We start from the raw sequence: 16,669 nt of genomic DNA, 5'->3' as shown, positions 1-16,669 counted from the left end.
TTAACCCGACTGGCGCGGCTTGCGCACCACGGCAGCTTCCACGGCATCGAGGCCGGCATCGAACAGCCTCAGCACGCCCTGGTAGCCCATCTCGATCACTTCCACGAAGCTGTGCAGCGGCTTGTCCGGCACCAGCTCTTCTTCCCAGCGCACCCACGCGTCGGCACGACCGAACGTGCACTGGATCAGTTGCGTTTCCTTTTCGTACGACCAGTCCTCGAACTTCAGGCCCAGGTGCACGCCACTGAGGCGCGCCACTGCACCGGAAAAGTAGTAGTCCACGTCGCCACGCGACAGCGCCACGCCCAGCGCGTCGCCGCGCTCCAGCTTCAATTCCTCCGGCAGCACCAGGCCAAGGCCGCCGGTGGAATAGTTTTCCGTATGGCAGGCGATGGTCTTGCCATTGGCGAGCACCAGTGTCGCCGGCACGCGCAGCGGCACGTGGTGCGACACACGCACCTGCCGGGCCTCCTTCGCCACACCCACCGCGGCACCCAGCATGGCCACGTTGAACAGCGCCCAGAACATGTTCATCAGCACGGTGACTGGTTCGTCGCGCTGCGTGGTGAAGATGCGCACGATGCCCGCCACCAGCGCCGCCAGGTTGATCGCCAGCAGCCACACGTAGGGCTTGGAGGTGGACCAGTCGAGATATTCCTGCTCGATCAGTCCGCCCTTCGCGGTGACGTTGAACTTGCCCTTCTTCGGGTTGATGAAGGCAATGGTGGTGGGCAGCACCGTGTACCAGGCCAGCACCGATTCGTAGACCTCCGCCCAGAACGAATGACGGTACTGGCCCTGGATGCGCGAGTTGGCCATGCCCGATACGAACAGGTACGGGAACACATAGGCCATCACCGAGATGGCATCCGCACCGAACACGTGCAGGCCGAAGAACAGGAACGCGCAAGGCATGGAGAGAAACACCAGCCGCGGTATGCCGTAGAAGAAGTGCAGCATCGCGTTGCTGTAGCAGATGCGCTGGAAGAAGGTGAGGCCCTTGCGCAGCCATGGGTTGTCCACGCGGAAGATCTGCGCCATGCCGCGTGCCCAGCGTATGCGCTGGCCGATATGGCCGGACAGGCTCTCGGTAGCCAGCCCGGCGGCCTGCACGATGCGCAGGTAGGCGGTGCGGTAGCCGCGGCGATGGATCTTCAGCGAGGTATGCGCGTCTTCCGTGACCGTTTCCACGGCGATGCCACCCACTTCCATCAGCGGCGCACGCCGGATCACCGCGCAGGAGCCGCAGAAGAACGTGGCGTTCCAGAAATCGTTGCCGTCCTGGATCAGGCCATAGAACAGGCTGCCTTCGTTGGGGATGCGCAGGAAAGTGTCGTAGTTGCGCTCGAACGGGTCCGGCGAGAAGAAGTGGTGCGGTGTCTGCACCATCGCGCACTTGGGGTCGGCGATGAACTCGCCCATCGTGGTCTGCAGGAACGAGCGCGTGGGGATGTGGTCGCAATCGAAGATGGCGACGAACTCGCCGCTGGTCATCGACAGCGCGTGGTTGATGTTGCCCGCCTTGGCGAAACGGTGTTCCTCGCGCGTGACGTAACCCACGCCCACGTCGTTGGCGAAGCGGTTGAACTCCTCGCGGCTGCCGTCGTCCAGCAGGTAGACGCGCAGCTTGTCGCGCGGCCAGTCCATGCTCTTGGCTGCCAGCACCGCTGGGCTCACCACTGACAGCGGCTCGTTGTAGGTGGGAATGTAAACATCCACCGTTGGCCAGCTTTCGGTATCTTCCGGCAGCGGCTTGGGTTGCCGGTTCAAAGGCCATGCCGTCTGGATGTAGCCAAAGAACAGCACGATCCACGTATAGACCTCGGCGGCCAGCAGGATGTAGCCAAGCACCGCTTCGATGGGCGTGGGGAAATTGAGGGTCTGGGTGAGGCGCCACCACATGTAGCGGCCCGTCATCAGGATCGACAGCGACACCATCAGCATGGTCGGCCAGCGCCCGGGGATGCGCCGCGTCACGATCATCACCACGCACACCAGCAGGAACAGGCGGAACTGCGCGCCGATGGGCAACGGCGTGGTCCAGAACGCCACCGCCACCACAAAGGCCAGCAGCAGGATCACCTGCTTCAGATAGGGCACGCGATCCATCCCGGATGACCAGTGGTCCACCTTGGCGCCGATGCCCGCCCAGGGCACCACCGGCAGACGCGAGGACACCGCATGCCCCGCCTTGCTCACCACGCCGTGCACCGGCGCCAGCCACCGGCTGATGCGCCCCAGCAACATGGAGCGACGATGCACGCCGCGCTGATAGCGCACGCTGCGCAGATTGGCCGCCAGGTGCACGCGGCGACGACGCGGACGGAAGAACAGACGCCTGCACCAGGTGGCGAAACCCTCGTCGCGCCCAACCGCCAGCTCAAAGCGCAGATGCCCGGCCAAACGTCGAGCCCACAGGGCGGGCCAGTCGCGCCGGCCCGGCGGCGGCGGACGAAAGACCAGCCGCAGCAACCAGGTGCCGCCATCGGCATCGGCATCCACATCGAGCCGCGGCGCCAGCAGGCGACGCCACCACGAAGGACTGGACCCGGTCACCGGCGAGTTCACGCGGTGCCTCCGCGTGCGGACGTGGCCGCCAGCGAGGCGGCGCGAATCCAGTTCGACAGCCACGACGCCAATCCCTGCATGTCGTGCGCTGCCTGCGAATGCGGTGCGCTCTGCACAAAGCTTTCGTTGCGCGCCAGCGCTTCGGGAATACCGGCGTCGGCGTGCACGCGGTACACCGAAAGCTCCTTGCCCAGCGTGTCGCGCAGCAAGGCAATGATGTCGGTGTGCAGCTGCGAGGCAGGCGACAAGGCGTTGGCCACGTACACCGCTTCCTTGCCCAGCGTTTTCAACTCGCTGCGCAGGCGCGGCAGCGTAGCGCAGGCCAAGGGCTGCGGCGGCAACACCACCAGCACCAGGTCCGCCGCGGCGATGGCCTGGCTGGCATGCACGGACGGCCAGGTGGGTGTATCCACCAGCGCCACGCCATGGCCGGGCAGATCCACCTGGGCAAGCAGGTCGCGCAACCACGTGGGGTGTTCATGCAATGCCGTCGCGATGGCTGCGGCCGAGGTCGCCTCCGGCCCCCGGCCGTCGCCGCGCGCACCGCCCCACGGCAGCCACAGCACGCCATCCTCGGTCTGCAGCGCGGCATCGCTCCAGTCATCGGTGGAGGAGAGCAGCTGTGACACCAGGCCCTGCCGTGCCGGTGCACGTGAGCCGCAGTAAAAGGTGAGCACGTTGCGCGGATCGCACTCCACCGCCAGCGCCGGATGCTTGCGCGCCATCAGCAAGCCCGCCAGCGACACGGTGAGCATGGTGCGCCCGGCACCGCCTACGGAGGACACGACGGCAATGGTCTTCATGCCTTCCTCCCCGGGCCGCCCACGCGCTTGCCACGGATCACCAGCCCTTCCAGCGACGAGGGCAACTGGATGGTTTGACGACGGAACAGCGAACGCCCGCGCGCCAGCCAGTAACCCAGCCGGAAGCGCCACGCCAGCCACCACAGCGGTGCGGCAAGAATCAGGCCCCAGAGGAAGAAGTTGATGAAGGTATTCATCGCCGACTTATCCCCTCACCTTCAGCGGTAACGACGCCTGCTGCGCACTGCGCCGGGCGACACCGGTCGGCTCGCCGGGAACCGGCGCGGTACCCAGGATCGGCAGGTCGACCGGCTTCGCTTCCTCACTCGCCGTGGCCGTCGATGCCTCGTCGGCAGCCGCCGGCGCCAACGGATCCACCGGCTCGATCAATCCGGTGTAATCCGGCGGTGGCAGCTCGGCAATCTCGTCCTCCAGCTCGTTGAGCGAGCCGTAGATGCTCTCGCGGTCACCGCAACGCAGCTCGCCACGAAACAGGTCGGCCAGCGGAATATCGAAAGCGCGGTCCATCGCCTTGCCGGCATAGTCCACGTGGCAGGCGAAGAAGAACACGTACAAGCTGTCGCCGCTGGCCGTGCACAAATCGCCGGCACGGCGGATATGGCAGGCCTTCAGTGCATCGATGGCGGCCACGTCGTGCTCAAGTGGCAGGCGCAGCAACACGTTGGGCAGGCGGATCGGGCGACTGCGTTCCACCGCTTCGCGCACCAGCTCGATGAAACGGTGTGCGGGCACGTAACCCGTGGTGGTATCGCGCATCGCGGCGGAAAGCGCGCTGCGGTAATCCTCCGGCACGGGGCGCGAGAACAGCTGGCCCTGCACGCCATCCACGGCGATCTCCACCTGCGCCATCGGCATGTTGCGCGGCAGGATGGCGTTGGCGCCAAGGGTGAGCATCAACAGCTCGTAGCGGATGCTTACGTTGTCCTCGCGGATGAGGATCTTCAGCGCCTTGCCGCACTGCCGGCGCAGGAAGTTCACCTGCTTGGCCAGCGTCGCCAGGCTCACGTCGATGCCGTAATGCAGGATCACCGTGGCGGCCACCGCGCGGCTCGCCGCCGACACCAGCGCCTCGTTGTCCGCCAGCACCTGCCAGGGCTTGGGCACCGCGCGCTCGTGCGCCACGGCATCCTGCGACACCATCACCTGCGATTCGTCAGGCGCCAGCATGCCGATGCCTTCCCTGGCGTCGGTGTCAGGGTCCATCACCGCGATCAGGCGATGGTCGTTGACGGAGAAGCGCAGCGGAAGGGATTCACTGGCCGACAACGTGCCGCGGTTGTCGCGCCAGAACGCCACCTCCCAGCGGAACTCACCCTGCACGTGCACCAGCTGGGCCGCGCCGGCGAACTGGATCTGGAAATCGGTGAGTGGCCGGAAATCACCGCTCTGCTCCACCAGCGGCGGCAGCATCACCAGCAGCACCGTGTGGCGTGTCTGGGCGCACCAGCCCGCGAGCGCGGCGCCCTGGCGGATCAGCGCCGCGCGATCGTGCCACGCAAAGCACGTGGCCACGCCTTCGATCAGGAACTGGCTGGCCGGCGTGGCGCATTGCTCGGACAGCGATTGCAGGGCCTCCATCAGCACGTCACAACCATCGCGGTTCTGCGGCAGGCGCAGCGAGCACACGTTGGAACGCGGATGCACCGCGCCCGCCTGGTCAATATCCAAACCATGCTGGCGCAGGGCCACGACCATGTCGTCGGCGGAGCGCGTGGAAAGCACCGTCACCGGCGTGGCCAGTGCATTGGCTGCGGTCTTCCAGAACAAGGCGTCACGCGCGGGCGAGCGGCTCGCGTACGCCGCATACACACCGCCCGTCGCCAGTGCCGCCAGCGACGAGGGCAAGCCTTCGATGGCCAGCGACTGGTTCAGGCGCAGGCGCGCCCGCGATATCGACCGGTCGTTCGCTTCGGAAGGTTGTGGAGGAGGATTCGCCACGTTTCTCGTCCCAGGGGTTCAGTGCGCTGTTTCAGTACGCGGAATACGGTTTGACCGGATCAGGCGGGTACGGCACCGGCATGCGTTGCCGGTCGAAGAAATAGCGCAGGTAGATCGTGCCAAGGTTGGGCGCGTAGTCATGTGAACGGTCCAGCTTGAAGCGCGAGCCGATCACCCAGTGCGGCGTGAGCCGGTACTCCACCGCCGCGGCCACCGTGTAGCTGAAACCGCCGCCGGTACCGGTGCCGAAGTACGGCGAGCCCAGATCCGCCGCCTTCATGCGGGCTACCGCCAGCGCCTGCAGGTCTGGACGCGTGGGGAAATAAGGGGCCTCGTCTTCGCGCGTCCACGAGTTGCCCACCGAGGCTTCCACTTCCCAGGCCCAGCGCTTGTGGCGGCCGGTCCAGTCCAGCGGAATGCTCACCGACACGTACTTGCCCGGGCTGTAGTAGCCGCCGTTACCGAACGTGTAGAAATGCTGGTTGTTGTCGTAGTGCCAGTAGTTCAGCACCAGCCCGCTGGAGAAGCGCTGGTCGGTGCCGACGTAGACCGGCCAGTCCACGCCCGTGCGCACTTTGAACTCGTGGTTGGTTTCGGTGTTCTCGCCGGTGAGCACGCCATAGCCCACCGACATGAACAGCGTGGTGCGCCCCCAGTCCTGCGCGCCGCGCACGGTGGCACCACTGCGCACCACGCCACCCCAGGTTTCACCGGTCATCGGATCGCGCGCGCCGGCATACGACACCAGGCTGCTGGTGATCGGCCGGCGCGACACATCCACGCTCACGGACGAATCGTAGAAGTCGTGCCGGTAAAGGAACCCGCCCAGGATGTTGGTGACGGTGAAGCCCACCGGCGAGGTGCCGATATCCGCGCGCCAGGTGTTGTTCGCCCCGTTGAAGTCGTAGCCCGCCGCCAGCGCCACACCCTTGTCGGTCTGGTCGATGGGGCGCAGCCCGGCATTGCCGAAGGCGGCGATCTGGCCAAACTTGTAGGCGGGGTCGAAACGGTCGGCCGGCAAGGTGCCCGCGTTGAGCAGCACGCTGTCGGCGTGGAAGAAGTAGTGGCCGGTATAGCCGTCCGGAATGCGCACGTAGACGGGGATCTCGGTGGCATCCAGCCGCGACATGCCGCTGCTGCCCGATTCGTTGGACTGGATGATCCCGGTAGCCACCTGCCCTTGCCGACGGTCGTCCAGCCCCTGCAGGGCGCGCTGCGCGGAGGTGAGGCCATCCACCGGACTAGGCGTGTCGCCTTCGCCCTGCTCCTGCAACGCGGCCGTGCGATACAGCTGCGCGGCCGTGTCGTACTTTCCCTGCGACTGCGCGACGCGGCCCGATTGCATGGTCACATCGGAGCGGTCTGGATACTGCTGCCGCAGCGGATCGACAATCGCCTGCGCCTGTTCGTTGCGACCAATGGCGGTGTAGCGGCGCGCAATGGCAAGACGGGTATCGATGTCCTCCGGCGGCGTATCGGCCAGCACCTGGTCGATGATGTCCTGCGCGGCCTTGCGATGGCCCATGCGTTCTTCCATGCGCGCGATGGTAAGTCGTGCATCGGCGTCGCCCGGATGATCGACCAGCACGGCGCGCGCGGACTCCTCAGCACCACGATAATCGCGATGCGCCTCGCGCAGGTCGGCCTGCGCCAGCAGCCAGCGCTTGTCCTTCCTGCCGGCTTCCGGCACATCATCCAGCGTACGTTGCGCGCCGGCCAGGTCGCCGGCGTCGATCTGGCGCCCGGCCGTGCGCAGCGACAGACGCAGCAACTGATCGTCGAACTGCGCCTGCTGCTCCGGCGTCACGCCGGGCCTTGCGCGAGCATCGGCAATCCACGGACGCAGCTCGTCGTCGCGATTGGCCGCCGCCAGCAGTTCGCCATAACGCAGGCGCACGCCAATGGCGGGATCGCCCGGATGCGCATCGAGCCAGTCGCGCACCAGCTTCAGGCCCTTGTCGGGTTCACCCAGTGCAATCCACTCGCGCCCCACACTGGCCAGCATCTGCGGATCGTTATGCACATCGCCGGCAATGCGATCCAGCAATGCACCCGCCTCCTGCTTGCGCCCTTGCGCCTCGAGCTGACGCACCTCGCGCAGGTCGCGCTGAGCCTTCAGGTTCGCCGCGAGTTCGCGCATGCCATCGGTGCGCTGGCCTTCGGGCACGGCTGCCAGCACGGTGCTCGCGGTATCGATGTCGTCCAGCGAGTTGAGATAGAGGGCGGTGGCGTAGCGCATGTCCGGTGTTGCGGCGTAGCGCACGCCATCCTCCATCACCGAACGCCCCAGCGCCGGGAGTCCAAGCTCGCGATACTGGCGCGCCAGCGTGTAGCGCAGCCATGCATCCTGCGGCGTGAGGCGCACGGCGTCTTCCAGCTTCAACACGGCAGCACCGCGCTTGCCTTCGGCAATGAGCTGGTCCGCTTCGATGGAGAACAACTGCGCGCGCAGCTTGGCCATCGCCTCGCCGGAGCCCTTGGTGTTCTGTTCGGCATGGGCGATCAGCGGAGTGATTTCGTCGGCGCGATGCGTGTCGACCAACAGCCTGGCCAGCATGTCCAGCGCATCGAGATCCGGCTGTTTGGCTTCGACCATGGGCCGCAGGATGGCTTCGGCTTCCGGCCACTTTTTCTGCGCGATCAGCGAAGTGGCCAGCACCTTCTTTGCATCGGCCTGGTTCGGCTGTTGCCGTAGCGCATCGCGCGCCAGCGCTTCGCCCTGCCCGGGATGCCCCTGGTCATTGGCCGCGCGGGCTTTGGACAGAGTGCCCCAGAACGTGGCCGTGGCCATCAGGCTGCGCCACTTGCCGGCGTTGTCGGGATCAAGCTGCAGCGCACGGGCGAACAAGGCACGCGCTTCGTCGTGGCGACCGTCACGCAGCTTCGCCAGGCCTTGCTCACCGAGCGCCGCACCTTGTCGCGCCGTGGGCGATGGTGCGCTGCTGTAGGACGGCGTATTGGGAGCCGCGACGCCCTTGGGCGGCGGCACATAGGTAGCACCGCCCTTCTTGGCCAGCGCCGCCAGCGCGGACTTGGCACTGGCGTCGTCAGGCACTTCCTTGAGGTAGCGCTGATACCACACGTAGTAGGCGGGATCGTTGTCGCCCGCGCTGTTGAGTGCGCGTCGCCACAGCTCCAGTGCTTCAGGCCGGTTGGCATCCTGGCGCTGGTAGACGCGATAGATGATGTCCAGGCCTTCGATGCGCGTGTTGTCGCGGTCGGTCAGCATGTCGGCCAGGATCAGGGCCTGCCCGAGATCATCGGGATTTTGCCGCATGCGTTCGCGCAGTTCGTTCAGGGCACGGTCGCGCTGGCCCGCGGCCGACATGGCGCGATAGTAGTCGCGGGCCATCGGGCCGGTGGGTGCACCACGGGGAAACAGGGTCTGCATCTTCTGCCAGGCTTCGGCGGACTTGCCCGCGCGCGTATCCAGCCGCGCCTCGGCCAGCGCCGTCTTGTCGGTGGTGGCCAGCCGGTAGTCGTCAGCCAGCTCCAGCGTGGCGGGATGCGTCGGATAAAGCTTCTGCAATTGCTGCAGCCACTTCCCCGCTTCGGCGGGCCGGTTCGACGTCAGCTCGATCTGTCCCATCAACGCCATGGCATCGGGCTGGTTGGGCTCGATCAGCAAGGCCTTTTCCACGATGCCGCGCGCCATGTCCGGCCGGTTCTTGGCTTGCCACACGCGCGCGGAATCCAGCAGCTGTTTCATCTGCGGGCTGGGTGTCGGTGCCGCCGACTGCGCCATGGCCGCGGCGCTGCCGGCCAGCACCAGCACGATGGCAGGCACGAACAGGTCGCTCAGCGCGGCGCGGGGCACGTGGATGTCCAGGCTGGAACAACGGCGCCGTCCGCATCGAAGCGATACAGGCCATCCAGATAGCCAAGGCCGAACAGCACCAGCACCTGGCTGTAGTAGCCCAGCGGTGACTGCGTCGCCAGCGAACGCGAACGTTGCACTTGCGCCTGTGCAAGGTCGCTGCGGCCGAGTGCCGCCAGATACGGCGCCACCGCGACGGAAAAACCCGCGTTGCCGGCGTTGCTGCCCGGCGTGCCGGTCTGCGTATCCACCCGCTCGGGCGGAAAGCCGTGCGCGGCCACGAAATCAGCCAGCGGCCGGAAGGCGTCCAGCGCTGCCGCGCGACCCGGCGCGTCCGCGGCCAGCATGCCGGCCCACAGGTAAACGCGGATGGCGTTGTATGCGCTTTCGGCCTTGGTGGCCTCGTCCGGGCCGAAACCCTTGCCGCTCCGGTAGATCACCCAGTCCGGCGAATAACCGTGCGGGGCGGTGCCGGTCACCAGCTTCGCCGAGCTGTCGAGCATGGCCTTCCATTCCGGTTGCTCGGGCAATGCGCTCGCCAGGTGATGCATGACCTGCAACGGCACGTAGCTCGGGTTGAGGCGCCACGCATCGTCCTGCGGATGAAAGCCCACCGGCCCCGGCAACACGGTGCGGCCAAGGCCCGGCAGCATGGCGGTTTCTTTCGCCACGATGGAGCGCGCCAACACCGTGCCCAGCGCGGTGTAGCTGCGCTCGTGCCACAGGCGGCCGGCTTCGAGCAGCGTGTAGGCAATCCAGATGTCGGCATCCGACGCAGGGTTGCTGTCGAGCACGCCCCAGCTCGGTGTCGTGTCGCCGGGTTTGGCTTCGCGCCGGCCCCAGTGCCATGCGGGCAGATGCTGCGTAAGGTCACCCTGCGCCAGATTGTTCTGCGTCCAGTTGAGCAGGCGATCGAAGGTGGCGCGATCGTTCGCCACCAAGGCAAAGAACAGTGCATACGCCTGCCCCTCGGACACGGTGACCTGTTCGGGCGTACTGGCGTCGATGACACGGCCGTCCGCGCTCACCGTGTTCTGCCTGAAGTGGTCCCAGTCCGGCCACGCGCAGGATGCCGCCAGGGCGCTACCGGAGGCGAACATCGCGGTAGCGACCCATAGCACGCGCAGCAATGACATCGGCAGTCGTCGCATCGATCACCGTTCCAGGCGACGCGCGGCGAGCCGGCCCAGTGCCCAGAACACCGTCAAGGCCACGAACAGGCCAGCCAGGATGCCGGCGAGCGCCATCAGCGCTGGGTACTTGGAAATATGCACCCACACCCACGCGTACCACGGCAGGTGGCCCACGTAGTAGGTGTCGCCCACGGTGAGCCCCACCACGACTTTCTGACGCACCACGGTAAGGTCGCCGCGTACTTCATTCACCCGCGCATCGTCGCCGAGCACATCCAGCAGGTCGCCCAGGCGATCGGATGCACTGGCTGCCAGCGCCACCACGCTCTTGCCCTTGGTATACGGCGACTGGAATGCCACGAACGCCGCGGTGGGGCCGTTGACGCTCAGCGCCGCTCGCCCGGTCGGCGCATTGGCCCGCATGCGATCGGCCGGCTCGCGCAGTGCAAGGTCGTTCTCGCTGCGCTGGATCAGCATGGGAAGGCCCTTGCCCCACTTCTCCATCAAGCTGCTGCCCGAACCCGTACCGATCACCAGCAGGTCGCGGTCGCGCACGGATTCCACGGCGCTGGTGGGCACCAGCGACACACGCAAGGCAGGCAGGCCGCTCCAGCGCCCCATCTGGCCCAGCAGGGCAAGGATGGTTTCCTGCTCGTGCACGTCCGGCGCATCCGGAATCACCACGGCGCTGTCGGCAAGATCCGCCATGCGCGTGAACGGATAGCCGCTGGTGGCGAAGAACGCCAGGTTCGGCATGGCCGTGTAGTGCACGAACTGGCTGAAGTCGATGGTTGAATCCGGATCGACCGCGGCACGCGCACTGTCGGTGGCGGCAGAAACGCACAGCCCCGTCTTCTGTGAATCCATGTGGAACTGGAACTGGAACTGGTTGGTGCTGCCGATGCGCAGCGCCGGCACGCGGATCTCTTCCGAACCACGGGCTTCAGATCCCGACATCAGCGGCACGTTGAACTGGCGCTCCACGCCCGACGGATCGGCCGGCCGCAGGCGCACCGAACGCAGCAACTGATCGTTGACGCCGATGTTGAGCACCGAGTCGTTGTAGTTGGATGGCGCGGTGTAACGGTAGCTCACGTTCAACGGCACGCTGTGGCGCGCCCATGCAAACAGATCCGGCGGCAGGCGTACGTCGACGCGGATCGGCGATGGATTGAAGCCGGCCGCTTCCAGCTGGCCCGGGTCGGTGACCAGCTCCTTGAAGCTCACCTGGCGATCCACCGGCGCCCAGTTGGGTGCGTCATAGGGACGGCGTTCGGGCCCCAGATCCACCGACTTCACGATGGCCCGGTCACCCGACATGCCGACCTGACCAAGCACCAGCGCATTGGCGGCTTCCTGCAGCTCCTTCGTGTCGCGCCCCGCCAGCACCAGCAGCTTGCGGCCCGATTCCGGCGGGCTCGCCGGGTTGGGCATCACGATCACCGTGGGGCCCTTGATCTCATCAAGCTTCACGCCGGCAGGCATGGCGTTGGGCAAGGCAAACGCGATGGCATGCGAATCGGCCGGTGCCGTCGGTGTCACCGGGAAGCGCGCACCACGCCAGCCAGCCAGCGCACCGAACCACGACGACACCACGCCCGCGGCGCGCAAGGTTGGTGCATCGGCCTGCGCGGGCAACACGAACGGCAGCACCAGCGCGCGGTTGTCGCGACGATCGAAGAACGGTGCGGGCAGCAGCGCCAGGCTGTTGGGCAGACCGATGTTGGAGGTGGTCAGGGTCAACGTGGTGTCGGGGCTGATGTCCGTCCACATGGAAGAGTGATACGGGTCCTCGCAGTGATCGAGCGTGTAGTGCGCGATCATCTGCAGGCCAATGCGATTGAAATCAGTGAACAGGCGCGGATCGAGCACGACATCCTTGCTGACGGTCTGCCCTGCCGTTTCCTTGTCCATCGGCAAGGTGGCCACGACTTCGCCGTTGAGATACACCTTGATGTGCGACAGCGAGTAGATCAGCGACGGCGAATACGTATAGACCAGATGCAGCTTTGCGCCCGTCACCACTTCGTCGTTGCGCACGGAAACATTCAAGGTGCCGTTCGGGTCCTGCCCGCGCAACTTGATGGCGCCGTAGGAACCCATCTGCTTCAGCGTGAGGTCGCGCGCCACGCCGGAGGGCGAAGCAACGGACGTGCTGTCTTCCGGAGCGGCGATGGTCGCGGCGGATGCCGGTTGCGCATGCGCTGGCGTGGATGTCGTGGCGCCGCGGGCAAGGTCGTCGACGGCAAACGCATGGGCGCCGACGATCACCCAGCACCCCAGCATCAACAAGCCCAACCGGAAAGAACGAAATGGCCGCATGGAATGTTGCCTTGAGTCAGTTACGGAACGTCATCGGACGGGCTGACTGGAGGGGCAGATCCTTGTCCCGCGTTGCTGCCTTCATCAACGTACCCACACGATCCGCGGAAACCCCGGGCGCAACGCCTTGCCACCTCCGACGCGTTGCAACGCCTCCACGCTCATGCCCCTGCAGACGATGAGGCCGCTTCGCATCCGTGGCGTTCCCACGGACTGCGGTGAAGCCGCGACGCGATATGCAGAGCAGACGCCTCGCCCACTTCGCGCATCAGCGCAACAAACATCGTCACTCGTGTGAAACGATTAAAGAAACAGGCATAAAAGTAATGTGAAACGGTGCGCATATGCGCGTTTCCGGCATCGACGATGCCACGGCCCTTCGCAGGGACATGCGATGCCTTCGCCACATCCGTGCCGTACATGACCATGAGCCCGCGCGTCAGCTCACGCTGGTCTTGCCACCGTCCATGGGAATGACGGCGCCGGTGACATAGCTGGCCAGTGGCGACGCCAGGAACACTGCCACATTCGCGATCTCGCGCGGCTCGGCCATGCGACCCAGCGGAATCTCTTCCAGTTGCGCAGCAAGGATCTGGTCCGCCGGGCGGCCGGTGGCGCGCGATTCCGCATCGAGCCCTTCCTGCACGCGACCCGTGCGCGTCAGGCCGGGATTGATCACGTTCACGCGCACGCCCTTGGATGCGTATGCCTTCGCATAGCCCACCGAGGCCAGCATCAGCGCCGCATTGGCCGCACCGCCACCGATATGCAGCGGGCTGGCCTGCCGCCCGCCCTGCCCGACCACGTTCACGATGCTGCCGTGGTTATGCGCCGCCATGCGGCGGATCACCGGATCGATGATGTGCATGTACGTGAAGTACTTCGCCTGCATGGCGGCATGCATGGCATCGGCGTGAAGCTCGGCGGGCGGCGTGCGCTTCGCGGCGCCGGCGCAATTCACCAGCACCTCGATCGGCCCGAACGCGTTCTCGATGTATTCGGCCACCAACTGCGCCGCGACGCTTTCGCGCAGGTCGGCCGCGGCGACCTCCATGTGCAGCCCTTCGCGCTGCAGGTCGTGTTGCGCGGCGTGCAGGTGCCCCATGTCGCGCGACACGCCCACCACCTTGGCGCCCTCGCGTGCGAACGCCATGGCACAGGCGAGGCCTATGCCCTTGCTCGCCCCGGTGACCACGACAACCTTCCCGGCCAGACCGACATCCATACGGCGCTCCCCTTGGGGTGGTGGCGTCATTGAAGCACGCGGCCCGTCCGCCCGGCGCGGGGTGATGGCTGTCACCTGCGATGCCTGATGGGTGGCCCTGCCAGCGCCTGGCCCGCATCCCGAATATAAGCGCCGGCTTCCGGGCACAGGCCTGCCCCGGATCTCGTTCAGCCTTATAGGCCATCAGTCATGTTGCGAATTTCAGCCCGTCCTATTGACGGTTTCGGATATGGTGTTATAGTTCACTACAACACCGGTCCACGAGGTCACTAAAGGAGACCCGCCATGAAAGCGAACAACCTGCTAGCTCTGACCGCCGCTGCCCTGTTCACCACGGTAGGCCTGGCCGCCATCCACTCCAACGTCTACAGTCTCCCCGTCAGTGAGATCAACGGCGTCAAGGTCATTGACCTGGCTCCGGTGGTGGTCCGCCCGTCGGCTGAAGACATGCGCGCCGCCGCCCTGTTGGCCGACGCCGGTGTTGCCACCGTCACCATGCTGCCGCTGCTGGCCCCCGAGGCCGCCAGCACCCGCATCGGGAGCCCGCTGGCCATGCCCTACTATTCTTTTGGCAGCAACAAGTTCGGCCGTATCAGCAAGGAATAAATGTATGACCATCACCTGGAACGACAGCGTCCCGATCTACCGCCAGCTCCGCGAACGCGTGGTGGCGATGATTCTGGACGGCGCCTTGAACGAGGGCGACCCGCTGCCGTCAGTACGCCAGGTTGCTGCGGATTTCCAGATCAATCCGCTCACCGTGTCCAAGGCGTACCAGGAACTGGTCGACGATCAACTGGTGGAGAAAAGGAGGGGGTTGGGCATGTTCGTCATCGATGGAGCGAGGGAAGCACTGCTCAAGTCCGAGCGCGAGCGGTTCCTGCGCGAAGAATGGCCTTCGCTGTTCGCCAGGCTGCAGCGCCTCGGGCTGGACCTGAAAACCCTGTTGCGCGAAGCACCGGAATCCCCGGCCGGCCCGGAAGGGAGCCAATCATGAACGCGGTTGTGACGGCCCATGGCCTCACCAAGACGTACAAGAATGCGCTGGCGCTGAACGACGTGAGCTTCCGCATCGAGTCCGGCCGCATCGTGGGGCTGATTGGCCCCAACGGCGCCGGCAAGACCACGGCGCTCAAGGCCATCCTGGGCCTGACCGATTTCAAGGGTGACCTGAGCGTGCTGGGCTTTGACCCGCGCACCCAGCGCGACAAGCTGATGGAACAGGTGTGCTTCATCGCCGACGTGGCGGTGCTGCCCCGCTGGATCCGGGTGAGCGAGGCCGTCGATTTCGTGGCCAACGTGCATCCGCGCTTCAATCGCGCCAAGTGCGAGGCTTTCCTCGCCCGTACCAAGCTCACGCCCAACCAGCGCGTGAAGCAGATGTCCAAGGGCATGATCGTGCAGCTGCACCTGGCGCTGGTGATGGCGATCGACGCCCGCCTGCTGGTGCTGGACGAACCCACGCTGGGCCTGGACATCCTGTATCGCAAGCAGTTCTACCAGAGCCTGCTGGAAGATTATTTCGACGAGAACAAGACCATCATCGTCACCACGCACCAGGTGGAAGAGATCGAACACATCCTTACCGACCTGATGTTCATCCGGGACGGCAAGATCGTGCTGGATGCCGACATGGACGCCGTGGGCGAGCGATTCGCCGAAGTGATGGTGAGTTCCGACAAGGCAGCCGCAGCGCGCAGCCTCAAGCCGCTGGACGAACGCCAGGTGTTCGGCAAGAGCATCTTCCTGTTCGACGGTGCGGACCGCGCCACGCTGGAAAGCATGGGCGAAGTCCGTCGCCCGACCGTCAGCGACCTGTTTGTCGCCACCATGAAGGGGACCTACGCATGAAAACCTTCTACTGGCTCATGAAGCGTGAATTCTGGGAACACCGCGGTGGCTTCCTGTGGGCGCCGGTGGTGACCGGCGGCATCTTCCTGGTCCTGAACATCATGGCCATCATCGCGGCCGAGGTGCTCAGCGCCAATCACGGCGTGCAGATCGGCGGCAACGACATTGGCATGATGTTGCGCCACGCCGATGCCGGCGACTGGGCACAGGTGGGCGCGGCGGCGGATGTCGCCATGATTTCCTCGATGGGCCTGATCGGCATCGTCATGGGCATGGTGGTGCTGTTCTACTGCCTCGGCTCGCTCTATGACGACCGCCGTGACCGCAGCGTGCTTTTCTGGAAGTCCCTGCCGGTGTCCAACACCAGCACGGTGCTCTCCAAGGTAGCCAGCGCAGCGCTCGTGGCACCGGTGATCGCCGTGGTGGTCAGCGTCATCTGCGGGCTGCTGCAACTGATGCTGTTCGCCATCGTGCTGTCCTTCCACGGCGTCAACGCCTGGCAACTGCTCACCCTCGCCCACCCCCTGCGCGCCATCGTTTCGCTGATCAGCAACGTACCGCTGTATGCCCTGTGGGCGATGCCCGCCATCGGCTGGCTGATGCTCTGCTCGTCCGGCGCACGCAGCAAGCCCTTCCTGTGGGCGGTGGCGGTGCCGGTGGTGCTGGGTCTGCTGGTCAGCTGGTTCGGCATCATGGGTCAGTTCAACCGTCCCACGGCGTGGTTCTGGGGCAATGTGGTGCAGCGTGTGCTGCTCAGCGTCTTCCCCGGCTCGGCCCTGATTTTCGACAAGCACGGCCTGGAAAGCATGGGCGACCTGGAGCAGAACAACCCGCTGGCCGCCATCTCCCCGGCCCACACCTACGGCCTGCTCGCTTCGCCCAACCTGTGGATTGGTGTGGTCGCCGGTGCAGCGCTTATCGCTGGCGCCATCTGGTTCCGCCGGGTCCGCGACGACAGCTGACATCCAACCGCATTCGCCCTGGGGGAACA

Annotated in this window: 13 protein-coding genes; 4 read left to right on the top strand and 9 right to left on the bottom strand. The window is 65.8% G+C overall.

The window, feature by feature from the left end; all coding sequences use genetic code 11:
• The 9 genes from bcsA to H8F01_RS17865 all read right to left on the bottom strand — a co-directional run bounded on the left by bcsA (position 1) and on the right by H8F01_RS17865 (position 13,827).
• Positions 1 to 2,631 (bottom strand): UDP-forming cellulose synthase catalytic subunit, encoded by a 2,631-nt coding sequence (gene bcsA, locus H8F01_RS17905; protein ID WP_238481039.1) that lies wholly within the window; start codon positions 2,629 to 2,631, stop codon positions 1 to 3.
• Positions 2,565 to 3,371 (bottom strand): cellulose biosynthesis protein BcsQ, encoded by an 807-nt coding sequence (gene bcsQ, locus H8F01_RS17900; protein ID WP_187056393.1) that lies wholly within the window; start codon positions 3,369 to 3,371, stop codon positions 2,565 to 2,567. The genes bcsA and bcsQ overlap by 67 nt, the downstream gene beginning before the upstream one ends.
• Complete coding sequence (locus H8F01_RS17895) at positions 3,368 to 3,568, bottom strand: hypothetical protein (RefSeq protein ID WP_187056392.1); 201 nt, start codon at positions 3,566 to 3,568, stop codon at positions 3,368 to 3,370. Before H8F01_RS17895 ends, bcsQ begins: the two co-directional genes overlap by 4 nt.
• Before the next feature lie 7 nt (positions 3,569 to 3,575).
• The gene (gene bcsE, locus H8F01_RS17890; protein WP_187056391.1) at positions 3,576 to 5,330 is read right to left on the bottom strand and encodes a cellulose biosynthesis protein BcsE; all 1,755 of its coding nucleotides are present in this window, start codon (positions 5,328 to 5,330) and stop codon (positions 3,576 to 3,578) included.
• Between the two features lie 31 nt (positions 5,331 to 5,361).
• Positions 5,362 to 9,147, bottom strand: coding sequence for a cellulose biosynthesis protein BcsC (locus H8F01_RS17885; RefSeq protein WP_187056390.1), 3,786 nt, complete (start codon positions 9,145 to 9,147; stop codon positions 5,362 to 5,364).
• Positions 9,129 to 10,298 (bottom strand): cellulose synthase complex periplasmic endoglucanase BcsZ, encoded by a 1,170-nt coding sequence (bcsZ, locus tag H8F01_RS17880; RefSeq protein ID WP_187056389.1) that lies wholly within the window; start codon positions 10,296 to 10,298, stop codon positions 9,129 to 9,131. The genes H8F01_RS17885 and bcsZ overlap by 19 nt, the downstream gene beginning before the upstream one ends.
• 3 nt (positions 10,299 to 10,301) lie before the next feature.
• On the bottom strand, positions 10,302 to 12,602 hold the full coding sequence (bcsB, locus tag H8F01_RS17875; RefSeq protein ID WP_238481038.1) for a cellulose biosynthesis cyclic di-GMP-binding regulatory protein BcsB: 2,301 nt from the start codon (positions 12,600 to 12,602) through the stop codon (positions 10,302 to 10,304).
• Between the two features lie 161 nt (positions 12,603 to 12,763).
• Complete coding sequence (locus H8F01_RS17870; RefSeq protein ID WP_187056388.1) at positions 12,764 to 13,024, bottom strand: hypothetical protein; 261 nt, start codon at positions 13,022 to 13,024, stop codon at positions 12,764 to 12,766.
• A 17-nt stretch (positions 13,025 to 13,041) separates the two neighbouring features.
• Complete coding sequence (locus tag H8F01_RS17865) at positions 13,042 to 13,827, bottom strand: SDR family oxidoreductase (RefSeq protein WP_187056387.1); 786 nt, start codon at positions 13,825 to 13,827, stop codon at positions 13,042 to 13,044.
• 285 nt (positions 13,828 to 14,112) lie between these two features.
• On the opposite strand from H8F01_RS17865, the gene H8F01_RS17860 reads away from it, so the two are divergent.
• Genes H8F01_RS17860 through H8F01_RS17845 form a run of 4 tightly spaced genes read left to right on the top strand, consistent with a single transcriptional unit; the run spans position 14,113 to position 16,640 of the window.
• Positions 14,113 to 14,433 (top strand): hypothetical protein, encoded by a 321-nt coding sequence (locus H8F01_RS17860; protein ID WP_187056386.1) that lies wholly within the window; start codon positions 14,113 to 14,115, stop codon positions 14,431 to 14,433.
• Between the two features lie 4 nt (positions 14,434 to 14,437).
• Positions 14,438 to 14,824, top strand: coding sequence for a GntR family transcriptional regulator (locus H8F01_RS17855; RefSeq protein ID WP_187056385.1), 387 nt, complete (start codon positions 14,438 to 14,440; stop codon positions 14,822 to 14,824).
• Positions 14,821 to 15,678 carry an ABC transporter ATP-binding protein gene (locus H8F01_RS17850; RefSeq protein WP_187056384.1) on the top strand — a complete coding sequence of 286 codons (858 nt, stop codon included), beginning with the start codon at positions 14,821 to 14,823 and terminating at the stop codon, positions 15,676 to 15,678. Before H8F01_RS17855 ends, H8F01_RS17850 begins: the two co-directional genes overlap by 4 nt.
• Positions 15,675 to 16,640 (top strand): ABC-2 transporter permease, encoded by a 966-nt coding sequence (locus H8F01_RS17845; RefSeq protein ID WP_187056383.1) that lies wholly within the window; start codon positions 15,675 to 15,677, stop codon positions 16,638 to 16,640. The genes H8F01_RS17850 and H8F01_RS17845 overlap by 4 nt, the downstream gene beginning before the upstream one ends.
• Positions 16,641 to 16,669 lie beyond the last annotated feature (29 nt).

The organism is Dyella telluris (assembly GCF_014297575.1).
In the GTDB taxonomy this organism is placed as follows: domain Bacteria; phylum Pseudomonadota; class Gammaproteobacteria; order Xanthomonadales; family Rhodanobacteraceae; genus Dyella; species Dyella telluris.
This window is presented reverse-complemented; position numbering and strand designations above follow the sequence as displayed.